General features: G+C 41.8%; 26 protein-coding genes. 11 read left to right on the top strand and 15 right to left on the bottom strand.

Annotated elements, in window-relative coordinates; all coding sequences use genetic code 11:
* Positions 1-6 precede the first annotated feature (6 nt).
* The 5 genes from QC759_RS10035 to QC759_RS10015 all read left to right on the top strand — a co-directional run bounded on the left by QC759_RS10035 (position 7) and on the right by QC759_RS10015 (position 3,369).
* The gene (locus tag QC759_RS10035) at positions 7-306 is read left to right on the top strand and encodes an ArsR/SmtB family transcription factor (RefSeq protein ID WP_048072678.1); all 300 of its coding nucleotides are present in this window, start codon (positions 7-9) and stop codon (positions 304-306) included.
* Between the two features lie 78 nt (positions 307-384).
* A complete protein-coding gene (locus tag QC759_RS10030; RefSeq protein ID WP_048072679.1) occupies positions 385-837 on the top strand; it encodes a flavodoxin family protein in 453 nt (150 codons plus the stop codon).
* Positions 838-1,158: 321 nt separating this feature from the next.
* Positions 1,159-1,671 (top strand): diaminobutyrate acetyltransferase, encoded by a 513-nt coding sequence (gene ectA / locus QC759_RS10025; protein WP_048072680.1) that lies wholly within the window; start codon positions 1,159-1,161, stop codon positions 1,669-1,671.
* 44 nt (positions 1,672-1,715) lie between these two features.
* Positions 1,716-3,011: a diaminobutyrate--2-oxoglutarate transaminase gene (ectB, locus tag QC759_RS10020; RefSeq protein ID WP_048072681.1), complete on the top strand. Its 1,296-nt coding sequence runs from the start codon at positions 1,716-1,718 to the stop codon at positions 3,009-3,011.
* Positions 2,989-3,369, top strand: a complete 381-nt coding sequence (locus QC759_RS10015; RefSeq protein WP_048072682.1) for an ectoine synthase — start codon at positions 2,989-2,991, stop codon at positions 3,367-3,369. The genes ectB and QC759_RS10015 overlap by 23 nt, the downstream gene beginning before the upstream one ends.
* A gap of 94 nt (positions 3,370-3,463) precedes the next feature.
* Here QC759_RS10015 and QC759_RS10010 read toward each other — a convergent pair whose 3' ends face one another.
* The 15 genes from QC759_RS10010 to QC759_RS09940 all read right to left on the bottom strand — a co-directional run bounded on the left by QC759_RS10010 (position 3,464) and on the right by QC759_RS09940 (position 16,071).
* Complete coding sequence (locus QC759_RS10010; RefSeq protein ID WP_048072683.1) at positions 3,464-3,970, bottom strand: flavodoxin family protein; 507 nt, start codon at positions 3,968-3,970, stop codon at positions 3,464-3,466.
* 92 nt (positions 3,971-4,062) lie between these two features.
* Positions 4,063-4,956, bottom strand: a complete 894-nt coding sequence (locus QC759_RS10005) for a hypothetical protein (protein ID WP_048072684.1) — start codon at positions 4,954-4,956, stop codon at positions 4,063-4,065.
* A gap of 280 nt (positions 4,957-5,236) precedes the next feature.
* Entirely contained in the window at positions 5,237-5,569 is a 333-nt protein-coding gene (locus QC759_RS10000; protein WP_048072685.1) for a DUF8036 family membrane protein, read from the bottom strand.
* A 38-nt stretch (positions 5,570-5,607) separates the two neighbouring features.
* Positions 5,608-5,892, bottom strand: coding sequence for an ArsR/SmtB family transcription factor (locus tag QC759_RS09995; RefSeq protein ID WP_048072686.1), 285 nt, complete (start codon positions 5,890-5,892; stop codon positions 5,608-5,610).
* Between the two features lie 141 nt (positions 5,893-6,033).
* Positions 6,034-6,510: a flavodoxin family protein gene (locus QC759_RS09990; RefSeq protein WP_276698843.1), complete on the bottom strand. Its 477-nt coding sequence runs from the start codon at positions 6,508-6,510 to the stop codon at positions 6,034-6,036.
* Positions 6,511-7,072: 562 nt separating this feature from the next.
* The gene (locus tag QC759_RS09985; RefSeq protein ID WP_048072688.1) at positions 7,073-8,836 is read right to left on the bottom strand and encodes an MFS transporter; all 1,764 of its coding nucleotides are present in this window, start codon (positions 8,834-8,836) and stop codon (positions 7,073-7,075) included.
* Positions 8,829-9,314, bottom strand: a complete 486-nt coding sequence (locus tag QC759_RS09980; RefSeq protein ID WP_048072689.1) for a MarR family winged helix-turn-helix transcriptional regulator — start codon at positions 9,312-9,314, stop codon at positions 8,829-8,831. Before QC759_RS09980 ends, QC759_RS09985 begins: the two co-directional genes overlap by 8 nt.
* A gap of 231 nt (positions 9,315-9,545) precedes the next feature.
* Complete coding sequence (locus tag QC759_RS09975) at positions 9,546-10,127, bottom strand: GNAT family N-acetyltransferase (RefSeq protein WP_048072690.1); 582 nt, start codon at positions 10,125-10,127, stop codon at positions 9,546-9,548.
* A gap of 61 nt (positions 10,128-10,188) precedes the next feature.
* On the bottom strand, positions 10,189-10,758 hold the full coding sequence (locus QC759_RS09970) for a class I SAM-dependent methyltransferase (RefSeq protein WP_048072691.1): 570 nt from the start codon (positions 10,756-10,758) through the stop codon (positions 10,189-10,191).
* Positions 10,759-10,818: 60 nt separating this feature from the next.
* A complete protein-coding gene (locus QC759_RS09965; RefSeq protein WP_048072692.1) occupies positions 10,819-11,268 on the bottom strand; it encodes a hypothetical protein in 450 nt (149 codons plus the stop codon).
* A gap of 150 nt (positions 11,269-11,418) precedes the next feature.
* On the bottom strand, positions 11,419-12,603 hold the full coding sequence (locus QC759_RS09960) for an ABC transporter permease (protein WP_048072693.1): 1,185 nt from the start codon (positions 12,601-12,603) through the stop codon (positions 11,419-11,421).
* A gap of 4 nt (positions 12,604-12,607) precedes the next feature.
* On the bottom strand, positions 12,608-13,624 hold the full coding sequence (locus QC759_RS09955; RefSeq protein WP_048072694.1) for an ABC transporter ATP-binding protein: 1,017 nt from the start codon (positions 13,622-13,624) through the stop codon (positions 12,608-12,610).
* A gap of 213 nt (positions 13,625-13,837) precedes the next feature.
* Entirely contained in the window at positions 13,838-14,359 is a 522-nt protein-coding gene (locus QC759_RS09950) for a PadR family transcriptional regulator (RefSeq protein ID WP_052400039.1), read from the bottom strand.
* A 296-nt stretch (positions 14,360-14,655) separates the two neighbouring features.
* Positions 14,656-15,438 carry an alpha/beta fold hydrolase gene (locus tag QC759_RS09945; RefSeq protein WP_048073862.1) on the bottom strand — a complete coding sequence of 261 codons (783 nt, stop codon included), beginning with the start codon at positions 15,436-15,438 and terminating at the stop codon, positions 14,656-14,658.
* 30 nt (positions 15,439-15,468) lie between these two features.
* Positions 15,469-16,071: a GNAT family N-acetyltransferase gene (locus QC759_RS09940; protein WP_048072695.1), complete on the bottom strand. Its 603-nt coding sequence runs from the start codon at positions 16,069-16,071 to the stop codon at positions 15,469-15,471.
* Positions 16,072-16,453: 382 nt separating this feature from the next.
* On the opposite strand from QC759_RS09940, the gene QC759_RS09935 reads away from it, so the two are divergent.
* From QC759_RS09935 to QC759_RS09910, 6 genes are all read left to right on the top strand, one after another.
* The gene (locus QC759_RS09935) at positions 16,454-18,241 is read left to right on the top strand and encodes a 3'-5' exonuclease (protein ID WP_048072696.1); all 1,788 of its coding nucleotides are present in this window, start codon (positions 16,454-16,456) and stop codon (positions 18,239-18,241) included.
* Between the two features lie 88 nt (positions 18,242-18,329).
* A complete protein-coding gene (locus tag QC759_RS09930) occupies positions 18,330-19,499 on the top strand; it encodes a nicotinate phosphoribosyltransferase (protein ID WP_048072697.1) in 1,170 nt (389 codons plus the stop codon).
* Positions 19,500-19,573: 74 nt separating this feature from the next.
* Complete coding sequence (locus tag QC759_RS09925; RefSeq protein ID WP_048072698.1) at positions 19,574-20,122, top strand: cysteine hydrolase family protein; 549 nt, start codon at positions 19,574-19,576, stop codon at positions 20,120-20,122.
* Positions 20,123-20,243: 121 nt separating this feature from the next.
* Complete coding sequence (locus tag QC759_RS09920) at positions 20,244-20,747, top strand: hypothetical protein (protein WP_048072699.1); 504 nt, start codon at positions 20,244-20,246, stop codon at positions 20,745-20,747.
* A 69-nt stretch (positions 20,748-20,816) separates the two neighbouring features.
* Positions 20,817-21,503, top strand: coding sequence for an epoxyqueuosine reductase (locus QC759_RS09915; RefSeq protein WP_048072700.1), 687 nt, complete (start codon positions 20,817-20,819; stop codon positions 21,501-21,503).
* Positions 21,504-21,573: 70 nt separating this feature from the next.
* Positions 21,574-22,050, top strand: coding sequence for a GNAT family N-acetyltransferase (locus QC759_RS09910; protein WP_048072701.1), 477 nt, complete (start codon positions 21,574-21,576; stop codon positions 22,048-22,050).
* Positions 22,051-22,084: the final 34 nt, after the last annotated feature.

Genomic DNA, 22,084 nt, shown 5'->3' with positions numbered 1-22,084 from the left:
AATATCATGGACACTGCTAAAATGGCCAAGGTTTTTAAAGCCCTTTCCAACCCGAATCGACTGGAATTATATTTAAAAATCGTTAAAAAACAAAAAACCAGTTATAAAACAGGATATGGGTGTTTCATAAGTGACATAACCCAATCACTTAACATAGGTGCCCCTACTATCTCCCACCACCTTAAAGAGCTATCCAATGCTGATCTTATCTCCACCGAAAGGAAAGGGAAGTATTTAGTGGCCCGAGTCAATGAAGAAATGATCCATGAAGTTAATAAACTTTTAAAGTTCCCTAAAGAAGATTAAATTTATTTTAGTTCAATTCGAAAATTGGCAATTTTAAAAGTGTAGATTTGAATTTATGAAATTATAGGTAGTATAAAAATGAAAATCGCCATAATTTACAAGTCCATACACCATGGAAACACCAAAAAAATTGCAGAAGTCATGGCAGAGACCTTAAAAGCGGATTTGTTCGACTTGAAAGATGTAAACATGGATGTTATTGGGAAATATGATCTGATTGGCTTTGGTTCAGGAAAATATTTTTTGAGACCCCATAAAAAGTTGAGAAATTTTGTTGAAAAGATGGATGATGTGAATAGTAAAAAGGCCTTTGTATTCTCAACCAGTGGAGATGGTAAACCAATGGGATGGTTAGAAAAAAACTTATCTAAAAAGGGTTTTGACGTCCTGGGGGAATTTTACTGTAAAGGATTTGACACCTACGCCTTCGCCAAAATAATCCATAGAGGAGGTTTAAATAAAGGAAACCCCGATGAAAAAGACCTTGAAAATGCTCGAAATTTCGCAGAAAGTCTAAAAAAGAAATTTTGAGTATAAATCAGATTATCATCACAACATTAACCTTCCTGACTATATTATCTCCCCCAAATAAGAAATGAAGTAAGAAAATTTCATCCCCACATACTGAAATTTTGTATTAATGGGCGTATTCCCTAAACTTCTTTAAATTATTTTTTATTTCGTTTTAACCTTCTTTTTTATGATAAAAAATCAAAAAACACCTCTAAAATGACCCATTAAACATAATATAGAATATAAAGAATTTATTAATCATTCAAATACAGTTTAAAACAGCTTAAAATAAACATTTTAGCGAACATTTTTTATGCTATGCCCAAGAAAAATTAATCTATGGGCCCAGAAAATGATGAAAATCAGCCAGTAAAAATCCGAACCCCACAAATAAAAGATGGAAATCAGATTTATCATCTGGTAAAAAAAAGTAAACCATTAGATATCAACTCATTATACAGTTATCTGTTGATATGTACTCATTTTGACGAGACCAGTGCAGTTGCAGAATGGAATAATAAAATAATAGGTTTCATATCCGCTTACATTAATCCACACCAGGAAAACAACCTTTTTATATGGCAGGTGGCGGTGCTCCCCACCATGCGTGGTCAAGGCCTGGCCACACAGATGATAGAACATATCCTCCACCGAAAAGAAACCCAATCCATTGAATTTATTGAAACCACAGTAACCCCCACCAATGATGCTTCCATGGCTTTGTTTAAGAATATTGCAGCCAATCTGGATACAAACTTAGAGAAAACATCATTTTTTACCCGAGAACTCTTTGGTAACCCCCATCATGAAGAAGAGTTACTTCTCCAAATAGGACCCTTAAATAATAAATAATAACGGAAATTAGATGAAAATAACTTGAGATTAGTCGTGATAGAATGAAAACATTCAAAGAACACGAATCACAAGTACGTAGCTATATAAGAAGTTTCCCTGCCATATTCCAGAAAGCAAAGGGTGCCACCGTATTTGATGAACAGGGCAAAAAGTATATTGATTTTTTTGCAGGTGCCGGGACATTGAACTACGGACACAACAACCCACTGGTTTCAGAAGCCCTGATAAACTACTTAAAAGAGGACTACATTATCCACGGCCTGGATCAGGCCACCGCCGCTAAAAAGGTATTCCTGGAAAAATTCTACGACACCATCCTGCAACCCAGACACATGGAGTATAAAATACAGTTTACTGGCCCAACTGGTACCAATGCCGTTGAATCAGCATTGAAATTAGTTAGAATGGTTAAAGGAAGATCCAACATCATTGCCTTTACCAATGCCTTTCACGGTCTCACCATGGGTTCCATGGCGGTAACTGCCAATGAATTCTATAGGGACGAAGCATTCATTAACCGGGCCAACGTGAGTTTCATGCCCTTTGACGGATACCTGGGAGAGGATGTTAACACCGCACATTACCTCCGGAAGTTCCTGGAAGATCAAAGTAGTGGCGTGGACCTGCCAGCAGCAGTACTACTGGAGACCATCCAGGCGGAGGGGGGTATAAATGTGGCCAGTGCTGAATGGCTGAGGGAAATCGAACAGATATGTAAAGATTTTGATATACTGCTAATTGTGGATGATATCCAGGTGGGAAACGGTCGGACCGGGACTTTCTTCAGTTTTGAAAATGCCGGGATCAACCCGGACATTATCACCCTTTCCAAATCAATTGGAGGGGGCTTACCATTATCCATGGTAATGATGAGGGGAGAACTCGACCAGTGGAAACCAGGCGAACACACCGGAACATTCCGGGGAAACAACCTGGCCTTCGTGGCCGCTACCGAACTTTTAAGTTACTGGGAAAATGATAATCTTTCTAAAGCTGTTTATAACAAGGAAAAAATTATTAAAGAAAAATTAACAGGAATAAAAGACCAGTACCCAGAAATACAGGCAGATGTGCGTGGCCGGGGAATGATATATGGACTTAAGGTTCCCTTAATGGGTTTCAGTAGCAGTGTATCTGAAGAAGCATTTTCCCGGTACCTCCTCATTGAACTGGCAGGAGCCAACGATGATGTGCTTAAACTCCTACCACCCCTAACCATTGAAAATGATCTTCTCCGGGAAGGACTGCAGATTATAGAAGATTCTGTACAGGTGGTTATGGAAAGAAGGGAAGCCATACTTGAGGGTTTAAACCATGATAGTCAGAACCCGGGATGAAGTGGAAGGCAGTTCCCGGGAAGTATTCGCTGAAAACGGTAACTGGGTTAGCAAACGTTTCCTGCGGGAAGAAGACAACATGGGTTTTTCACTCAACGAAACCATAATCTACGCCAACAGTGAAACTTTGATATGGTATAAAAACCATTTAGAGGCTGTTTACTGTGTGGATGGTGAGGGAGAGATAGAAACTACTGAGGATGGCACGGTTTATCCCATCAAACCCGGCACAATGTACGCCCTTAATAAAAACGACCGGCATTATCTCCGGGCTTACAACAAGGATTTGCGGCTTTTATGTGTTTTTAACCCACCACTGGTGGGGGATGAGGTCCATGACGAGGATGGTTCCTACTGATGCCCCAAAAACATGCCCCCCCCCCAAAGTGATTTTATCTGTACTTACCCCCTGATGATAACCACATTTCTTTAACACCCCTACCGAATGATAACTATAATTCTTGTGTTCTTTTTAAATTCTCCGCAAAGTCCTCGGCGTCTTTAAGATCCCGGGCATGGGGTCGGCCCTTATTCATTCCCCCAAACAATTTCAAAAAACTGTTGGTGTTAAAACCCTTACACTGGAATTCATCCATGATCACGTACCCCTTTGATTCTAATTTTTCCCGGAGTGCAGCGTGATCCTTGTATGCCTTGGATTTCCCGGTTATTCCACTGGTTGAGAAGAGAAATGCTTTCTTATCCATGACCAGAGGGAGTCTATCCACCAGTTCTAAGAGATATTCATGGTGTTTGGCACTGTAAATCCCGGAGCCGAAACCAACCAGATTATACTCTGTAAGTGTGTCCGGATCTATTTTATTTGGTTCTTTTATCGGTGCATTAAGAACTTTAGAAAAAACTTTAGCTATTTTCAGTGTATTTTGATGATGATATGAATATAAAACCAGTAAATTTTTCTGTGGCAACTGATCCTTCATTTTTCCTTCTTTTTCCATTCTTTTCCACCCCTTAATTCATTCCCCTTTTTTGTGTCTTCATCCACACCCTCGGAAATTTATACTTTAGAAAAATAAAAAAAAATCTGGATTTATTCCAGATTTAATTTGATTGAACCAATTTTAGGTGCCAGGTAGTTGTATAGAATGGCAATTAACGCCGTTTCTATGAAGTAGGTGATGAAGTTGGTTATAAATTCACCATAGTTTCCAGACAATATGCCCGATATGAGGCCTAACAATGTGAAAACAAGGGCTATTGCCAGGGCTGTTGGCAGTACAGGTATGTGTTTAAGTTCATGTAGGCTTCCAGTAATTTGACCGAAGTCCAATTGGATTTTAGCCACTCTGGTGACTATGTAGTTGTAGAACAGTGCGAATAAAGCGTTCCAGATGAATCCGAATACAAACATCAGTATGGGGAGGCCGATTATTAAAACCAGGGCCACTATTATCCCTGCAGCTCCAACTTCTGCCCCACTAGGTAAAGTTGCACCCGAAACATTGGTTATGTTGGCGGTTATGTTGGCTGCTGCCGGCATGGTGCTGAACGCACTGATAAAGGATAAAAGAGGCGAAATCACCGCTGCTAATACCAATCCCACTATAAAGGCCCATATGGCCCCAATGGCAGACTGGATCAGGGAAAATGAAATCACTGGAATTTTTTCCACTTCATTACCATCTAATTCCAACTTAACTCCACCTAATTTAGGCACTAACAGGTTGTAAAGCAGTACTGAGAAAAAGCTCACCACTATAGTACTGAAAAATGCCCCGATAGGCAGGAGAACAATTAAAGGTATCCCCAATCCAGTCACTAGATTAAACTGCCCTATTTGGGGGATTAATCCTGTAGCCTGTACAATGATCAGGGCAATTAACATTACCACTGCACCAATAAAACCTAAAATTCCATATATTGAAGCTGACATCCGGGTGAAGGGTGTCAGTTTAATAGATTTAATTTCTTTTACATCTACCATTTCTTAATCTCCTTTTTTTTATTTTTAACTCAAAGGTGGTCCAAACCATACCCCTTCTACTGGGAATCTTTGAATTTTTTTAAGTTCTTACCTTTACTTAATTTTAGTTTAAACACTTAAAAGAAGTTATTCCAAAATTTACTCAGCATTTATTCTTTTTTCCCTCCAAATTCGATCCGAATTAAGGCATCCCTAAATTTTCCAATGATAAAAAAATCAGAACACAGACTCCCAGAAAAAATAGGTTTTAATAGTTGGATATCTGGAATAAGAAATAATATTATTCCCTGGTAATCATTAAAAGTAGTGCCAGGGCCGTGAATTCCAGTCCTAAAAATATTAAAGGTAACAGAGCATTGATGATGGTTGCCGGAGGATTGAATACGAAATAGACTGAGAATAAGATGTTTTGAACCAGGAAGAGTGAGGCAAATAACACCAGGGTAGTGGTGAATTTGGACTTCACCTTAAGGTATCGCTCCACATAAACATAGAGCATTCCAATTAAAAGGATAATATTGGCAACACTGGTTATCAAAGCCGATGCTTTGACCAAAGCAAGTAGAGTGGGTATTAAATTTAAAATACCATACAAATTAATTTCCATTAACATCTTTTACACCTTATCCTTTTAATTTCGTTTATTATGGCTTATTCTTCCTTAAATTCTTCCCAAATCGATAGGAATAAGTTATAATTTTTTTCCATCTCATCTGAAAGGAAATACAAGGCACCATACTTTTCCCCAGTGGATTCAACTAAGTTGTTTTCCTCTAAAATATCTATATGGTGTCTGATGGTTTTATAATCCAGGGAAAGCTTTTCAGCGAGTTTATTAGCATTGTAGGGCCTTTTATTCAGTTCAACTATTATTCGGCCACGGTTCTCCCCGCCTTTATTTCCTGCAATTAACCACCATAAAAACACTTTCTTCATGGAAACTCCCATTATGAATATTAAATCATTCCATTTATCCCACTATTTATTATGCTGGTGCCCTTTTTATATGGTTTTAATTTATAAATGTAATTATCAAAAAAAATAGGAGATGGAGTGTTTAAGTATTTATTGCCTGAATTAAAAGATGACACTGAATTTTCCAGTCAATTCATCAATCTTTTTACCCGTGCTCCCTCTCCAAACCAGTATATCTGTTCCCACGATAGTGGCTCCTTTGGACTGGCAGATCTTTTTCATCTGGGATATGGCCTGGTTTCCCCCGGTACGGTGGAAGGGTAACCCCTTAGTAACGTAACAGGCTACATTTTTACCCTGTAAAGACGGGATCTGCTCCAAGTAAGCTCTCATTGCTGGGGCCAGGTTAAAGGCATGCACTGGAGAACCGAATACCAGTGCATCATAGCCCTGTACATCAGGTTGATTCTGGAAGGTGACGTTCTTGGACCCCGGATTCACATCACCCACCGTGGTTACCCGTTCAATATCCACCGAATGTCCATTGGCCTGTAGTTTTTCCTGTAGTTTTTCCTGTAGTTTTTCCGCTACAGAATAGGTGTGCCCAGTTTGGGAATAGACTACAATTCCTATTTTCATGTAAAAACCCCCTTTTTAACAATTTTTTATTAAGTTCCTTAAAATTCCAACACCATTTCTCCTATTCAGTGCCCTGCCCAGTTTTGAAAAGAGATTTATCTAAAAGTGTCTTGTTTGTCAGTATATGTATTACTTTATAATAAAATTTTCAATGGTTAATCCTATTTTAAAATTAATCACTGCCACTATTTTGCAACTTTAATTTTTTTTAAGAGGGCAAATTATTTTATTTATAAAGAGACTAAACTAGCCCTTCACTTTAGTTTAAAATTGATGAAAATTTGTTTTGATGTCTACAGTAACTTATCAAACGAAGAATCACCACTCACTGTTGGAAATAAATTGAATACTCATTCTACAGTTGAAATTTAAGGATTGAAAAATAGTCTACAGTTGAAATTTAAGAATTTGAAATAGCTAAAGATAAAGATCCAGTGCCAAAAATAGGTCCTTTGTCAAATAAAACGGAGTTTTTCTATTTATTTAACGTTTAGTTGGTAAAAAAGTTAAAATTAAAAAATAAAAAAAAGTTTAAAATGGAGAATTATCTCCATTCTGTAGGTTATTCCTTGGTTTTATCCTCATCTGGGTTGATTTTGATTACTTCCAGCTCATGGATGTACCTTTCACCACGTAGAGCAGATAATATAGCCGACAGACCACAAAAGAAAGCCCCAATGTAGAACGAGACTCTCAATGAGGGCATAAAGGCTTCAGCCAACGTGGATGGGAACCAGGTAGTTCCAGTTAGGGTGGTTAAGGTTGCGGGAGGTATGTGGCTAACCACTGCTGAGGGCACACTGCTTAAGATGGTTTCAACCGGGTTATAACCCAGGAATGCCGAGAACAGCGCTCCAGTTGGTGGTATGTTACTGAGGACGGGGGCCAGTTGTACTGCTCCAATACTTGCCAGGGAGGAGGCAATTGCATCCGGGAAGCGCTGGGTTATTCCCACAATGACTATGGTGAAGAAAATAGCCATACTGGCAGTGAAGGCCGTGTTCATTATGGTGGTCAGCATGCCGGAAGCTACACCCCTTTCCTGGGGAGGTACGGAGTTCATTATGGATGCGCTGTTTGGTGAACCGAACATTCCACTTCCCAGCCCCATGAAGAATAGGGTTAAACCTAATTCCCAGTAATTGAAGTTATAAGGAAGTGAGGCTAAGGCCAAGAATCCGATGGTGTTCATTACCATCCCTATGGTGGCGATCCAGCGGGGACCGTATTTATCGGAGAGTATTCCCGAGATGGGTCCCATTATTATCACTCCCAGGGTGAGGGGTAACATGTAAACTCCAGCCCAGAATGGGGTGGATTCATAGCTGTATCCATGTAGAGGTAACCATATCCCCTGGAGAAGAAGTATGAGCATAAACATCATACCTCCTCTGCTCAGTGAACTGAGGAAACCAGCAACATTGGCGTAACTGAACATTTTTATCTTGAAAAGGTCCAGTCGGAACATGGGGTTTTCCACTTTACTTTCCACCACCGGGAAGAGTGCCAGGAGAATGAATCCTCCTATCATGGAGGCCATGACCCAGGGGTTGTTCCAACCCATGGCATCACTGCCGTAGGGCATTAATCCGTAGGTTACTCCCAGGAGGAGTATGGTTATACCGGAGACGAAAGTGAGGTTTCCCCAGATGTCCAGTTTGGTTTTGGGGGCACGGAGTGATACTTCTTTAAGTTTGAAGGTGGACCAGACTGTTCCTAAGATTCCAAAGGGCACACTTACCAGGAATACATATCTCCAGTCGAAGACCGCCAGTATTCCTCCCAGGAGGAGCCCCACAAATTGGCCAGACATAAGGGCCACCATGTTTATACCCAGGGCCTTTCCTCTCTCACTCACCGGGAAAGCATCGGTTAGTATGGCCGAACTGTTGGCCATGGTCAGGGCACTGCCCACAGCCTGAACTATCCTGAAGAGGATGATTTCTATGGCCCCAGCGTCACCAGTGGACGGGGTAAGGTAAAGCAGTATTGAGCCTACGGTAAATATCAAAAATCCCAGTTTAAAAAGCTTCACCCTGCCGTACATATCCGACAGCCGCCCGAAACTCAAAAGCAAGGTGGCGGTTACCAGTCCGTATCCCATCAGTATCCATAAGAGATACTGGAAAGAGGTTAAAGGGTCAATGTGAATGCCGTTGAAGATAGCGGGAAGGGATATCAGGGTTATACTACCGTTGATGGTTCCCATCATGGAGGCGATTATAACGTTGGATAGTGCTATCCATTTATAATCCAGTCCTTGTTTTCCTTTATCTTCTGACGAGCTGAGAGGCGAATTGCCCCCTTTAGAAACGTTATTATTCATCCAGGTTTTCCTCCGTGCCATGCAGCTTGGTCAAAGCTTTAATGGTTAATTTTTTTAATAATTCACTTATTTTATTCTTTTCAGTGTCAGTCAATCCTTCACTCATTGAATCTTCCCAATCTTGGATTATGCCGAGTATATTGGGCATCAATGCTTTGCCCTCGGGTGTGAGGTAAAGAAGGTATCTTCTGCGGTTTTCTGGATCAATTCTGCGGCAAATAAATCCCTTGTCTTCCAGTTTTTTCACTCCCCGAGCCACAGTCCCTTTATCTATAAAGAAGTGGGTGGCCAGATCTTCCTGTGTCTGACCTTCCTTCTTGTAAAGTCCAATTAAATAAAGAAACTGGCTGGCAGTAACATTCAAACTCTTCAGTTCGTTGTTCAAATACATCATGCGAGTTCTATGGATTATGGAGACGAAAATACCCAATGGAACGTCGTTAAGATCATTTTCGCATATTTTTTTAATTTTATTCACAGTTAACACCAGAAAAAGTGATTTTAGAAAAAATTGATACAATTTGATGTAGTTATAGAGTTAGATATGATACTATATAAATATGTTGCTTATGCAACAATTGTATAGGCAACAAGAATCTGGGGTGTTTTCATAATATTAAATAATCCCCTGAAGTTAGTAATTAGAAAAAAAGTGTTATACAATACATCAATATGTTAAAAAATCATAAATATTTAGTATTTTAACAATTTACAGTTCTTTAACCATAACCGTCCTATTTTCATTATTGTAAAATCCATTTTTAAGATAAAAAGTCTCTGCAGGTATTCCTTTGTTGGTTAAAAGTATAACACGAGTGTATCCTTCTTCACGCAGGACCTTAAACAGGAGATTTACTGTTGCACCACCAATACCATTCCCCTGCCGCTCATTTTCAACAAACAATTCATCCACAAAGAACTCCTTCCCCCTCCACCAGGATCTTTGATGCCCCAGACAGACTGCCACAATTTTAGAATCACCACCCATTACAAATCCTTCAAAAACAGGGTTTTCAACCAGTTCCTTCAAATATTTTCGTGATTGTTCCCACGACACCCATTCATCGTACCAGGGATCATCAGAAAACACCTTTTTAAAAAGTAGGGCACATTCATCCAGGTCTTGCCGGGTAAATTTCCTGAAACTCAGTTCATTGAACTCTTGGGAAATTTCATTTCCTGATTCATTCTGGAAAAAGTAATCCCAGTGACTTTTTAGGGAACTACCTTCCAAATGGTCCTTTAAGGGATTGCTGGTAAAATGTTCTTTAACTGAAGATTTTATAGACATTCCATTCACCTATTCACTCCAAATCTTACTATTATTCGAGTATTGAATCTCACCAGGTAGTTCACGGTCCCTTTTCAAAGATCATAAACAACTGGTCCGGTAAAAAATCATATTTTTCCAGAAGGGAAAATCCCGCCTGTTTCATGATATCTAAAAGAACAATTTCTGAAGTGTAATGTCCAAAAATACCGGTAAAACTGAGTTTCTTCCTATTGTAATCAATGAACGCTATTTTTCCGTTATCTTTCAGGGAACCCTTGAGGTTCTGGAAATATTCAATATGGTTAGAGATGTGGTGGAACACGTTTCGCAAGAAGAAGAGGTCCACTCTTTTTTCAGGTAATTTTATCCGGTCAGGATTAGCTAGAATAGTTTGTACATTCTCAATGCCTTCCTTTTGGATATCATCCTCTATGTAATCGAGAGATTTTTGATGGGTGTCAATGGCATAGACCTGGCCCTTGCTTCCCACTTCCCGTGAAAATTCACGGGTAAAAAATCCTCCACCCGACCCAATATCCCCCACTACATTTCCATTGTAAATATTAAGGTGTTCTATAATTTCAACAGGCTTATTTTTTGGTGAAGAAGCTTCTCTGTTTAACATTTTCAACCGAAACTTAGTTAACATCTTGATCACTCCCGGTTAACTCCCCGATACCAACTTAATGAGTCTCCGTGATTTGAAAGATTAAAAAGGAGCATTGGTGAGTACAGTTCCCCAGTTAACCCTTGATCCTACCTCGGGAGTTACCAGCAAGTTTTTCTCTATTTTACCCATATCCGCCAGATAGGCCACTGCCTCGTGGAAGGAAACATGGGATCCCTCATTTATTTCCCGGGCCTTGGGTATGGACAGTGCCTGGTATCCTCTCTCCTCAATCAACTTGCTTAAATGTGATGTTATGGATTTTAACTGGCAATTTGTCACATCATAAGGCTGTTTTTTATTTTTGGATAGTTCTTCCGGAGTCAGGTAGGGTAAAGTCACTCCAATTGAGATGGCTCGTGGATATTCCGCAATTAAGGAGCCGTATTTCTCAACCAGGATGTTTTCAACCCGGGAGAGGTCTACCATGCCCAGATAGTAATCCTCACACTCAGTTTCTATGACATTTCTAATTACGTTTTCACATTTCATGATTCTATTCACCTCGATTCTATTGTTATCTGATTAACCGCATTACTGGATTTAATAATGGCAGCCAGCAGAATTATCCGCTAAACTGCCACTGAACTGTTAAACTTAATTTTTCTCATTAGCTCATCCACTTACTCTACTACGGTTTATTCAGCGGGTCATTGACTTCCGGAAGAGTGGCACGGCAATGGCCATGGTCACCACTCCAAATCCAATCAGGATAACCATCTGATAGAGCACATCCCCAATTCCAGCATTGAGGAGGATTATTTTACGCATGGCATCCGCGGCGTAGGTCAGGGGGATGAACTGGGATATGGTTTGCATGAACCCGGGCATCTGCTGGATGGGGTAGAACACACCTCCCAGGAAGATCATGGGAAACATCAACAGGTTCACGATCATGGTTCCCGATGCCTGGTCTCCCGACATGGAAATTGCCAGGATCCCTAATCCTATGAAGCTAAATATTCCCAGTAGGAGCATGAAGAACGCCAATAAAAGGCTTCCCTGTACTGTAACTCCAAAGAGGAGCATGGCCAGGCCCAGTATTATGACACACTGCAGGAATCCCCGGATACACAGAGCAGCGGTTTTACCGATTATAACCGAAATTTGGCTTATTGGTGCCGATAACATCCCATCAAAGGTTCCCAACTCTTTTTCTTTGGAGATGGCCTCGGGAATACCGGTCATGACCCCCATCATCACGATCATGATCATGAGACCTGGTGCCAAGAAGTTGAAGTAGTTGGTCTCCCCGGGGATGGTGGTTGAAACCTGGGGTACGTAGGGGAATATGATTGCCTGAGGGTTTATCTGCTGATTTGTTTCCTTGGAAAGTTCTAAAACAGTGGCCTGGGCTTTCATATCGTTGAGACCATTTACGGTGCTGGATAGAACCTGTTGTATCTGGGTAGCACTCTGGGGGTTACTGTTGTCAATGTATACCGTGAAATCTCCAGATTTACCCGTGGTTAAGTTCTCCGAGAACCCCGGCGGTATGATAAAGGCTCCGTATATTTTTCCCTGGTTAATCTGGGTTTTAGCCTCATCCACACTGGAATAGTTGGTAAAATCCATGAAACTAGTATTCTGATTCATTAAATCGAGCTGTGCTATGAATTCCTGGCTGGCCTGTCCCTGGTCCAGGTTGACTATTCCCATGGGCATGTGCTGCTGGGTGTTGCCGCTGGGGAAAATGAAACCGAACATTACCAGGAATATCAGGGGCATCATGACCAGGGCTGCCAGTTGCATCTTGTTCCGCCTGAATTCCAAGAGGTCCTTGGCCATCACATGGTAACTGTCCTTCACTATTTTAACTGCATCCATGATTTCACCTCACCCTCGCTTTGGGTGCCCTTCCATGTCCGTGTTGGACCGGGGCTGCTTTTTCATTGGCCTGGTCACGCATCTCTTTACCAGTCACCGCCAGGAACACATCTTCCAGTGTGGATTCATTGCTGTTGGTCACCGAGGCAATGTTTCCTCCAGCACCACGGATGGTGTCGATGATCTGGTTCAGAGCATCTTCTCCCTGGGCACTGACCTTCAAATTGTAATCATCCTGCTGGGACACCGCCGTGACCATTTCCAGGGAACGGATCCTTCCAATGAGTTCCGTGGTCAGGTTGTCGATTTTAACACCAAAAACCGTGGTGTCCCCATGGGATATCATGTTTTTAAGGTTCTGCGGGGTGTCCAGTGCAGCGATTTTACCGTGGTCAATGATGGCCACCCGGTCACTGAGTGCCTCCGCCTCGGTCATGGCATGAGTGGTTAGAATGACCGTCATCCCGCTCTGGTTGATTTCCCTGGTAATGTCCCTTATGGAAAAGGTGGTCTGGGGGTCCAATCCCAGGGTGGGTTCATCCATGAACAGTATCTCTGGTTCCGGTAGAAGGGCCCTTATAACGTTGATTCTCTGCTTCATACCCGTGGAGAACTTACTGATCTGGGTGTTTTTCCATTCCTGCATGTCCACCAGTTCCAGTAATTCATCGATCCTTTCTTCCAGTTTCTGTTTAGGCATGGCGTAAAGTTTTCCGAAGAATCTAAGATTTTCACTAGCGGTGAGGCGGTCGTACATGATCATCTTCTCTGCCACCAGCCCTATTTTCTGACGAACCTGGTCTGATTCTTTGATCAGATCGTAGCCGGCAACTGTGGCCGATCCCGATGTGGGCTGGGCCAAGGTGCACAGCATTCTTATGGTGGTGCTTTTACCTGCACCATTGGGGCCTAAAAACCCGAATATTTCACCTTCTTCTACATTCAGTGACAGGTCATCCACTGCGGTGAAATCACCAAATTTTTTGGTGAGGTGGTTGAGTTCAATGGCGTGTTCAGTCATATTCGCCTCCTTCCTAACTTTTTGAGTAATTGAATTATAATTTTTTGAGTTGCAATTAATTCGTTTTTTCTGTTTTAATCGTAAATTTACATAGCTAACGCTAATTAGCCGGTGAATTTACATTAAATAATATATTAAACACTGTAAAATACAGTGTTTTTGATTTTGAGTTGATAATTTTCCGGTTATTTTAAGTTAAAGTAATAAATTCCCCTATTCCTTCTGAATGGAATTTTTAATGGCTTCCAATCTCTGGCTTAATTCCCCAATTAACTCCCCATGAGGGGCCAGTTTTTCTTCTTTGATATCTTCCAGGTAAGAAACATATCCCTCAATTTCTGTCAAGGCCCTGGTTATGGAGTATTCACCACGATCCATCTTTTCATGGGGTTTGAAACGTCCGTAGAGTTTTTCCAGAATTTTTTTCCCCTTTCCAGTTAATTCGTATTTGCCATCTTCGCGTTTTATTAAGAGTTCCTCGTTGACCATCTTCTTAAGCATAGGATATACTGAGCCCGGTGATGGTCGGTAATGCTTGCGACTGGGGCCATGTCCCGGATAGTGCATGGTACATGATTCCTGGTGTGCCTGGATGGCATCCATGATCTCCACCCCATTTCCCGGACCATTTTCGTCCAGAACATGGAGTATTAATACTCTTAAGCCTCCTAAACGTTGCATCTGTTCCATTTTTTCATGGAATTCACTGTGCAGATTTCGAAAAGCATCCCACATATTGAATCATTACCTCCTTTAGATCATCATATTTTGCTTATCGCAATATCGATATTAAATCGTTAATTTGATATTATGAAATAACCAATTTATGATTTAAATGGATTTAGTGGCCATTTTCCAGCATAAATATCAAGTTACCGATATCGACTAATCGATATTATGATGGACCCCATATAAATAGTTTGCGGTTTGAAGATAGTGATTACTATAATCAACCCGGCATTAAAAGAAATTGGAAAAACAGACCGGCCCTAAACAATCCCTAATGAAACATTACATCTTTAGATGATAATTTAACGGTTTAATTTCAGATAAATAGGATTTCCAGTTAAAAAATTCCTCAAGGTCTGGTTAAAGAGTTTAGGGGATTCCATATTCCACATATGGCCCTTTTTGGGCACAATATAAGTCTGTGAAGTAGGTAAAGTTCTATCCAGATCACCGGCAGACTCCTTGATTACCTGGTAATCTTTTTCTCCCATCATAACCAGCACTGGGACATCAGCCTTCTCCAGTCCCGGAGGTAGCATGAAAAATAGGTTCTCATGGAGAATTCTGTACAGGGCATCACCACTGATTTGCCTGGTGGAATCCTGGAACTGGTCAAAATAGTCTTTGGAAATATTATAAGTCCGCATGTAGGCCTTTATAAAGAATCTGGTGTCTTTTACTGGTTCATAAGATTTAAACGTGTAATCTACTAGGTTCAGAAGTGTTTCGTTGTGGGAACTGGTGCGGAGCAGGGTCCCAGTAAGGAGTGCATGGTCCACTACCTCGGGGTGGGTGGCCAGAATCTGGACTGCAACCTGCGCACCCAAAGACAGCCCCACCAGATGGGCTTTTCCATTATGGGCCCTGTTTTGGATGAGATCCACCACCATCTCCGCGGCCCCAGCAATGGTGAAGGGTTTTACCCCGGAACTCTGCCCGTGTTCAGGAAGATCCGGAACCAGACAGTGATAATCAGGGAATGCTTTCACCTGTTCATTCCATATCCAGCCGGCCAGTCCTTCTGCGTGGAGGAAGATTATGGTTTCAGGGTTTTCCTGACCAGTTTCTACAACGTGTAAATCCATAAAATTCCCCATAATCTAATCCCCTCGAGATTAAAGAACATATTCCATATTAAATGCCCCTTTCTTCCAACCAAAGAGAGATATGGTTCTTTCCTTGAATATTTTAAACCCTGAACGTTCATAAAGCCGGAGAGCACCCTCATTTTCAATATCCACATCCAAAACTACCCTTCGGCATCTTTTTTCCCGGGCAATTCTTAGTCCCTCCTTCAAGATGAAGGAACCTATTCCCTGGCCCCGTGCACTTTCATCCACGGCTACTATGGCATAGTAGAAATCCTCTTCCTCCAGATCAGATAAAAAGATGTGGTCTATTATCTCAATCATGGCCAATTTTAAGGCGTCGATTAGGTTAAAATTACCCGCAAAGAATTTAAATTCGGAGAGGGTTCCCATTCTTTTCCCGGCAGAACAAACCATGACCCCCATGATCTCCTGGTCATCATTGGTTACCACGTAGGTATGTTCATTTCCCAGGTTATTTTCCCCGGTTTTGACCAGTTTTCCCAGTTTCAGTGAAGCATTTTTCTTGTTACCAAAGAAAAAGTCAAAGGTTTCAGCATCGGCTTCGTAAATAAGTTCCCCTATCTTATAGGGGTTGTGATGGTTTAAATCCATTTTTTGAAGATGCATTTATCATTGAACTCCTTTATAATGTTAGTTTTAGTAAAGCAGAAATGTGAATCTTTTTACACAAATAAAGCAGGGGATCGCCCCAATTAAGTTGTTGTTCGTTACTAACAATATTTACACTTGAAATATACGGCTGAATTGATCAAATAGTATTATGATTAAATTATGATCATGATCACTATATCCCTGATTTAGGTAAACATGTTTACACTGGCAATGTATGGCTCAACTTGAAGTTTAGTATGATGTGTGAACCAATCATCCACATCCCGGATCCCCGGTTATTATACTCTCCCTCCACGTTTAAGGGTAAATTCTGGAGAATGGGAGAGTTTTAGATTTAACAAATTATATACCCTGATACATATAAATTAGAAGGTGTATGGAAACCAAAAGAATGGTGCTCCTGGACATTGATTATGTCACCCGGGACGACAAAGCAGTGATAAGATTATTTGGAAGGGAAAAGACCCGTGCAGAGGGCAAATCCATCATAGTACAGGACAATGGATTCAAACCCTACATTTACGTGGACCCCCTTAACCTGGATCAGTGCCGTGAACAGTTAAAGGATCTAGATGTGGCACTGGTGGAAAAGGTTAAAATGAAGGATCTGGGTCGTAAAAAAGAATTCTTGAAGGTTACCTTCAACCATCCCCAGGATGTTCCCAAGTTAAGAGATAAAATACTGGATTTAAGCCAGGTTAAAGATATCAGGGAACATGATATACCATTTTACCGCAGATATCTCATAGACAAAGGGCTATTTCCCATGGCTGAGGTGGAAGTAGAGGTTGAAGAGGCCTCTCCCCAAACCTGCACTATCCCCCAGGATATTGGCACTCAGGTCATGGATTTAAAAGGAGAAATCCGACCCATAAATTCTGATTTTCCGGATCTTAAGATTTTAAGTCTGGATATTGAAGTCTACAATCCCGATGGTATGCCCAACTCCGAAAAGGATCCCATTATAATGATCAGCCTGTCCAGTAACCAGGGTCTGAGGAAAGTGTTGGCCACTGCCGAGTCTCCTTTGGACTTTGTGGAGACACTGCAAGATGAGGCCGAGATGTTAAGGAGATTCACGGCCATTGTGGAAGAGGAAGACCCCGATATTCTCATTGGTTACAACTCCGACAACTTTGACTTCCCCTACATCCGGGACCGGGCCAACATCTTGGAGGTTCCCCTAACCCTGGGTACCGATGGTTCGGGGATTAAATTTATGAAGAGAGGTTTTACCAACGCGGCCCTGGTAAAAGGCAGGGTTCATGTTGATCTCTATCTTATAATGCGTCGTTACCTCCAGCTGGACCGTTACACCCTGGAAAGGGTTTACCTGGAGCTTTTCGGTGAAGAGAAATACGACATCCCCGGGGATGAGATCCACCAGTACTGGGATGACTGCGGCCCCAAACTGGAAAAATTATGCCATTATTCCCTGGATGACGCGGTGGCTGTTACTGAAATTGGGGAAAAGATGATACCTCTGACCCTGGAACTTACCCGTATTGTGGGGCAGCCCTTCTTTGACATGGCCCGCATGGCCACTGGCCAGCAGGTAGAATGGTACCTGATTCGCAAAGCAAACCAGCAGAAAGAAGTGGTGCCCAACAAACCATCCGCATCCCAGTACTCCAACCGGAGGAGTAAACGGGCCAGTGGAGGCTACGTGAAGGATCCGGTTAAGGGATTACACGAAAACATCGTTTACTTTGACTTCCGGAGCCTGTACCCCAGTATCATCATCTCCAAAAACGTTTCCCCCGATACCCTAGTGGAGGAATGCAAACCGGAGGAGTGCCATATTTCCCCAGAAAGAGGATACATGTTCCTCAAGGAACCCCCAGGATTTGTTCCTTCCATCATCGGTAACATCCTCACCGAGAGGGTACGTCTTAAAACCCTCATGAAGGAATCAGAAGATGAGGAGGAGAAAAAAATCCTTAATGTGCAGCAGGAAGCATTGAAGAGGCTGGCCAACTCCATGTACGGAGTTTACGGTTACTCCCGGTTTAGATGGTACCGTCTGGAATGTGCCGATGCTATCACCGCCTGGGGGCGGGATTACATCAAAAAAACCATGGCAAAGGCTGAAAATTTCGGTTTCAAACCGGTTTATGCCGATACTGATGGTTTTTACGCAGTTTATCAGGAGGAAGATCAGTAAAATTTAGTTTGAGGGTTTACCCTCTACTATCCTCATAATCCTGCAAAACTCATGGAAACTAATAATTACTACGGAAGTTGGTGGACTCATGTTCCATATAGCTGAAGATAAGGAAATTAAAGAGGGCAAAATCACTGATGTGTACTTTCAGCGAACCCTACATATACTGGAAAAGAAAAATATTAACCCCTGGGTTCGGGCGGAGTTCGTGGCTAAATCCTTGCCTGCTGAATGGTCCTGGGCTGTGCTGGCTGGTTTAGATGAGATAATTCACCTTTTAAAGGATCTACCAGTTAAAGTCAGGGGTATGAGGGAGGGTACTGTTTTTTATCCTAATCAACCCGTTCTGGAGATCGAGGGTTATTATCAGGATTTTTGTATCTACGAAACAGCTATCCTGGGCCTGATGTGCCAGGCCACGGGTATTGCCACCAAAGCCGCCCGTTACAAGAAGTTAGCCGGGGAGCGTCTAGTGATGAGCTTTGGTGCCCGGAGGATGCACCCGGCTATAGCCCCCACCATTGAAAGAAGTGCCTTTATAGGTGGGTGCGACGGTGTTTCCGTGGTTAAGGGTGGGGAGATTATAGGGGAAGATCCACTGGGTACCATTCCCCACACCCTGGTACTCTGCACTGGCTCTACTGTAGACTCGGTGCAGGCTTTTGATGAGGTTATAGATCCTGATGTTAACCGGGTGGCACTCATTGACACCTTCAACGATGAGAAGTTCGAGTGCCTGAATGTGGCTGAGGTTCTGGGTGAAAAACTATACGCAGTCCGTTTTGACACACCTTCCTCCCGTCGCGGGGATTTTCTTCACATTCTCCGGGAAAGTAGATGGGAACTTGACTTAAGAGGATTTGAACAGGTTAAATTCTTTGTTAGTGGCGGGATCAAAGAAGAGGAAGTTCCCCATCTGAATCCACTGGTGGATGCCTATGGTATCGGAACTTCCATCAGCAACGCTCCAGTGGTGGATTTCTCCATGGACCTGGTTGAAATAGATGGAAAGCCACTGGCCAAGAGAGGTAAGTGTTCCGGGGCCAAAACTGTGTTAAGATGCTCCCAATGCCACGAAGATCTCCTTTTACCCCTGGAAAAGGAAGTTAAAAAATGCCAGTGCGGAGGAATTTATGAACAACTCCTGAAACCACTGCTGGATGGTGAAATTCTCTATGACCTTCCAGAGCCAGGTAAAATCAGGGCATACACCTTAAAACAGGTCAAATATTTGCCGGATCTGAACCCTGGCCATTAATATAGGTTTACGATTTGATTTAGACTATTGAAGTTGTATTTAACTATGAATAACATTTTACTGGAGAAAACTAGATGAAAAGAGCACTGCTGGTGATAGATGTGCAGGAGGAATACTTTTCCGGGAAGTTAACGGTGACCTATCCTCCTGAGAGTTTGGAAAATATTTTAAAGGCCATGGACACTGCCCAGGACCAGGAAATCCCCATTATCATCGTGCAACACACTGCTACTGCAGAAAATGCCGAAGCATTTGTTAAGGGAACCCCTGGTTGGGAACTTATTAAAGAAGTTTCAAAGCGTCCCTACGACCATATGGTGGAGAAAACCCTCCCTGGAAGTTTTACCGGCACTGATCTGGAGCGCTGGCTCCGGGAAAGGGATATTGACACTGTGACCATTTCTGGTTATATGAGTCAGATGTGCTGTGACACCACTGCCCGGCAGGCTTTCCACCGGGGTTTTAAGGTGGAATTTCTCTCGGATGGCACCGGCACCCTTAATGTGTCCAATTATGCCGGTAAGGTGACTGGAGAAGAATTGCACCGTGCCATTCTAGTTACCCAGGCCCTGCGTTTTGGTGAAGTGTTAAACACCGCAGATTGGATGGCAAGATTAGAATAAACCTTAATAACACCTTAAACCTTTAGAAGAAGAGAGAATCTGAAAATAGGAGTATGAATTAAATTTATAATTAAATTATAAAAATTAAATTATAAAATCGACATTGATCGGGGGGTTGAAAATGGATAATCAATGTTATGAAAGCTATCCTGGGTGGATGGTTGTTCTATCTAATGCCCTAACCATCTCCATCTACATCATTGGTGCTTTCATACTTTACGGTTTGGGAATCATTTTTACGGCATTATATTTACTATTCTGCCTGTTTATGGAAATCAGACTGTTAAAGAAAGGTTGTGTAAACTGTTATTACTACGGGAAAACCTGTGCATTTGGTAAAGGTCGTTTATCATCTTATCTGTTTAAAAAGGGTGATCCAGAACTGTTTAGCCAGAAAGATGTTTCCTGGTACACTGTGCTTCCCGATTTCCTGGTGTCTTTAATCCCCATAACCGGGGGAATATTAATTCTTGTCCATGAATTCAACTGGTTGATCCTGATACTCATGGTAATCATTTTTATCCTGTCATTTGCTGGCAACGCCCTGATCAGATCCTTAACCTGCAAACATTGCCGGCAGAGAGAGTTGGGCTGCCCAGCTGCAGAAATTTTTAATAAATCATGAATTAGACCTTTGGCCCATTATCAACCTAAACCAGTGCATTAAAAGTATGAAAAAATGAATAGTTATTCCATGAATTCAGAAACCATTAAGAATATGGCTGGTGAACTGGGGGCGGATCTCTGTGGAGTTGCCAGTATGGAGAGATTTAATGACGCCCCCTCAGGATTCAATCCCCGTGATATCTATTCTGAATGTGAATCAGTGGTAGTTTTTGCCAAACGTGTCCCGGCAGGTTCTTTAAATGCGGAAAACTGTATCCCTTATACTCATATAAGTAAAGTTATTACCGAAGAAGTGGACCGGTTAGGATCTGAACTCTGCCGGGAATTAGAAGAATTAGGAATAATTGCCGTGCCCATACCTTCTGATGACCCTTCCGAGTACTGGGAATCTGAAAATAAACATGCGAGGGGTGTTTTATCTTTAAGGCATTCTGGATATTTGGCAGGACTGGGTGTTATGGGGAGAAACACTCTACTTACCAACCAGAATTATGGAAACATGATCCAGATCGGTGCGGTTCTGGTCAATATTGAACTTGAAAATGATCCTTTAGCCAGCTACAGTATCTGTGCAGAGAAATGTAATTTATGCCTTGATTCCTGCCCTCAAAATGCACTTGATGGCGTTACCGTTAAACAAAAACATTGCCGTACCCTTTCCGCCTTCACAACCGAGAGAGGATATGTTTTAAAAAAGTGTCATACCTGCCGTAGTATCTGCCCCCATGCTTTGGGATTAGCTGGGAAAAAATAACCAATCAGGAGTAATTTTAATATCTGCCAATTGAATTTAAAATTCAATAATATTATTTAGAGGATTACCCATGGAAAATATGATAATTGTTGAAACTGATGCCAGTAATCTGAATTTAGTCCAGCCACTGTGGGAAAAACTGAATCAACACCATCTAAAACAGGAATCAAATTTCAAGGAGCATTATGCCCATTTCACCTTCCAAAAACGAGTTGAGGTTCTGTTGGAAAAGTCCCGGGAAGGAGATATGCACATCGGACTGGTAAAGAATAAAAAATCAGGAATACCAGTGGCCTACTGCATCACCACCATCAACCCGGATAAAGAAGGAGAAATTGATTCCATCTACGTTGCAGAGAATTGCCGGGGCCAGGGTTGGGGAGATGAGTTAATGAAACGTTCCCTGAAATGGATGAAGGGAAAAGGTGTGACTAAAAAGAGTGTACGGGTGTCTTTTGGTAATCAGGAAACTGTGCCCTTCTATGAACGTTACGGATTCTGCCGGCGATCGGTAACCCTGGAGCAAATCCCTGATGAAGAACGGTAATTTAATTTAATACTAAAATGATATTTTTATTAAA

The organism is Methanobacterium formicicum, from assembly GCF_029848115.1.
Lineage (GTDB): Archaea > Methanobacteriota > Methanobacteria > Methanobacteriales > Methanobacteriaceae > Methanobacterium > Methanobacterium formicicum.
This window is presented reverse-complemented; position numbering and strand designations above follow the sequence as displayed.

What these genes read in the sequence shown, in the direction of transcription:
- QC759_RS09955 (WP_048072694.1), bottom strand. Translation starts at nt 13,624, where the DNA reads ATGACTGAACACGCCATTGAACTCAACCACCTCACCAAAAAATTTGGT.
- QC759_RS10015 (WP_048072682.1), top strand. Translation starts at nt 2,989, where the DNA reads ATGATAGTCAGAACCCGGGATGAAGTGGAAGGCAGTTCCCGGGAAGTA.
- QC759_RS09990 (WP_276698843.1), bottom strand. Translation starts at nt 6,510, where the DNA reads ATGAAAATAGGAATTGTAGTCTATTCCCAAACTGGGCACACCTATTCT.
- QC759_RS09935 (WP_048072696.1), top strand. Translation starts at nt 16,454, where the DNA reads ATGGAAACCAAAAGAATGGTGCTCCTGGACATTGATTATGTCACCCGG.
- QC759_RS10010 (WP_048072683.1), bottom strand. Translation starts at nt 3,970, where the DNA reads ATGGAAAAAGAAGGAAAAATGAAGGATCAGTTGCCACAGAAAAATTTA.
- QC759_RS10005 (WP_048072684.1), bottom strand. Translation starts at nt 4,956, where the DNA reads ATGGTAGATGTAAAAGAAATTAAATCTATTAAACTGACACCCTTCACC.
- ectA (WP_048072680.1), top strand. Translation starts at nt 1,159, where the DNA reads ATGGGCCCAGAAAATGATGAAAATCAGCCAGTAAAAATCCGAACCCCA.
- QC759_RS09910 (WP_048072701.1), top strand. Translation starts at nt 21,574, where the DNA reads ATGGAAAATATGATAATTGTTGAAACTGATGCCAGTAATCTGAATTTA.
- QC759_RS09965 (WP_048072692.1), bottom strand. Translation starts at nt 11,268, where the DNA reads ATGAAATGTGAAAACGTAATTAGAAATGTCATAGAAACTGAGTGTGAG.
- QC759_RS09970 (WP_048072691.1), bottom strand. Translation starts at nt 10,758, where the DNA reads ATGTTAACTAAGTTTCGGTTGAAAATGTTAAACAGAGAAGCTTCTTCA.
- QC759_RS09950 (WP_052400039.1), bottom strand. Translation starts at nt 14,359, where the DNA reads ATGTGGGATGCTTTTCGAAATCTGCACAGTGAATTCCATGAAAAAATG.
- QC759_RS09930 (WP_048072697.1), top strand. Translation starts at nt 18,330, where the DNA reads ATGTTCCATATAGCTGAAGATAAGGAAATTAAAGAGGGCAAAATCACT.
- QC759_RS09925 (WP_048072698.1), top strand. Translation starts at nt 19,574, where the DNA reads ATGAAAAGAGCACTGCTGGTGATAGATGTGCAGGAGGAATACTTTTCC.
- QC759_RS09915 (WP_048072700.1), top strand. Translation starts at nt 20,817, where the DNA reads ATGAATTCAGAAACCATTAAGAATATGGCTGGTGAACTGGGGGCGGAT.
- ectB (WP_048072681.1), top strand. Translation starts at nt 1,716, where the DNA reads ATGAAAACATTCAAAGAACACGAATCACAAGTACGTAGCTATATAAGA.
- QC759_RS09940 (WP_048072695.1), bottom strand. Translation starts at nt 16,071, where the DNA reads ATGCATCTTCAAAAAATGGATTTAAACCATCACAACCCCTATAAGATA.
- QC759_RS10035 (WP_048072678.1), top strand. Translation starts at nt 7, where the DNA reads ATGGACACTGCTAAAATGGCCAAGGTTTTTAAAGCCCTTTCCAACCCG.
- QC759_RS09985 (WP_048072688.1), bottom strand. Translation starts at nt 8,836, where the DNA reads ATGAATAATAACGTTTCTAAAGGGGGCAATTCGCCTCTCAGCTCGTCA.
- QC759_RS09960 (WP_048072693.1), bottom strand. Translation starts at nt 12,603, where the DNA reads ATGGATGCAGTTAAAATAGTGAAGGACAGTTACCATGTGATGGCCAAG.
- QC759_RS09945 (WP_048073862.1), bottom strand. Translation starts at nt 15,438, where the DNA reads ATGGATTTACACGTTGTAGAAACTGGTCAGGAAAACCCTGAAACCATA.
- QC759_RS10030 (WP_048072679.1), top strand. Translation starts at nt 385, where the DNA reads ATGAAAATCGCCATAATTTACAAGTCCATACACCATGGAAACACCAAA.
- QC759_RS09920 (WP_048072699.1), top strand. Translation starts at nt 20,244, where the DNA reads ATGGATAATCAATGTTATGAAAGCTATCCTGGGTGGATGGTTGTTCTA.
- QC759_RS09975 (WP_048072690.1), bottom strand. Translation starts at nt 10,127, where the DNA reads ATGTCTATAAAATCTTCAGTTAAAGAACATTTTACCAGCAATCCCTTA.
- QC759_RS10000 (WP_048072685.1), bottom strand. Translation starts at nt 5,569, where the DNA reads ATGTTAATGGAAATTAATTTGTATGGTATTTTAAATTTAATACCCACT.
- QC759_RS09995 (WP_048072686.1), bottom strand. Translation starts at nt 5,892, where the DNA reads ATGAAGAAAGTGTTTTTATGGTGGTTAATTGCAGGAAATAAAGGCGGG.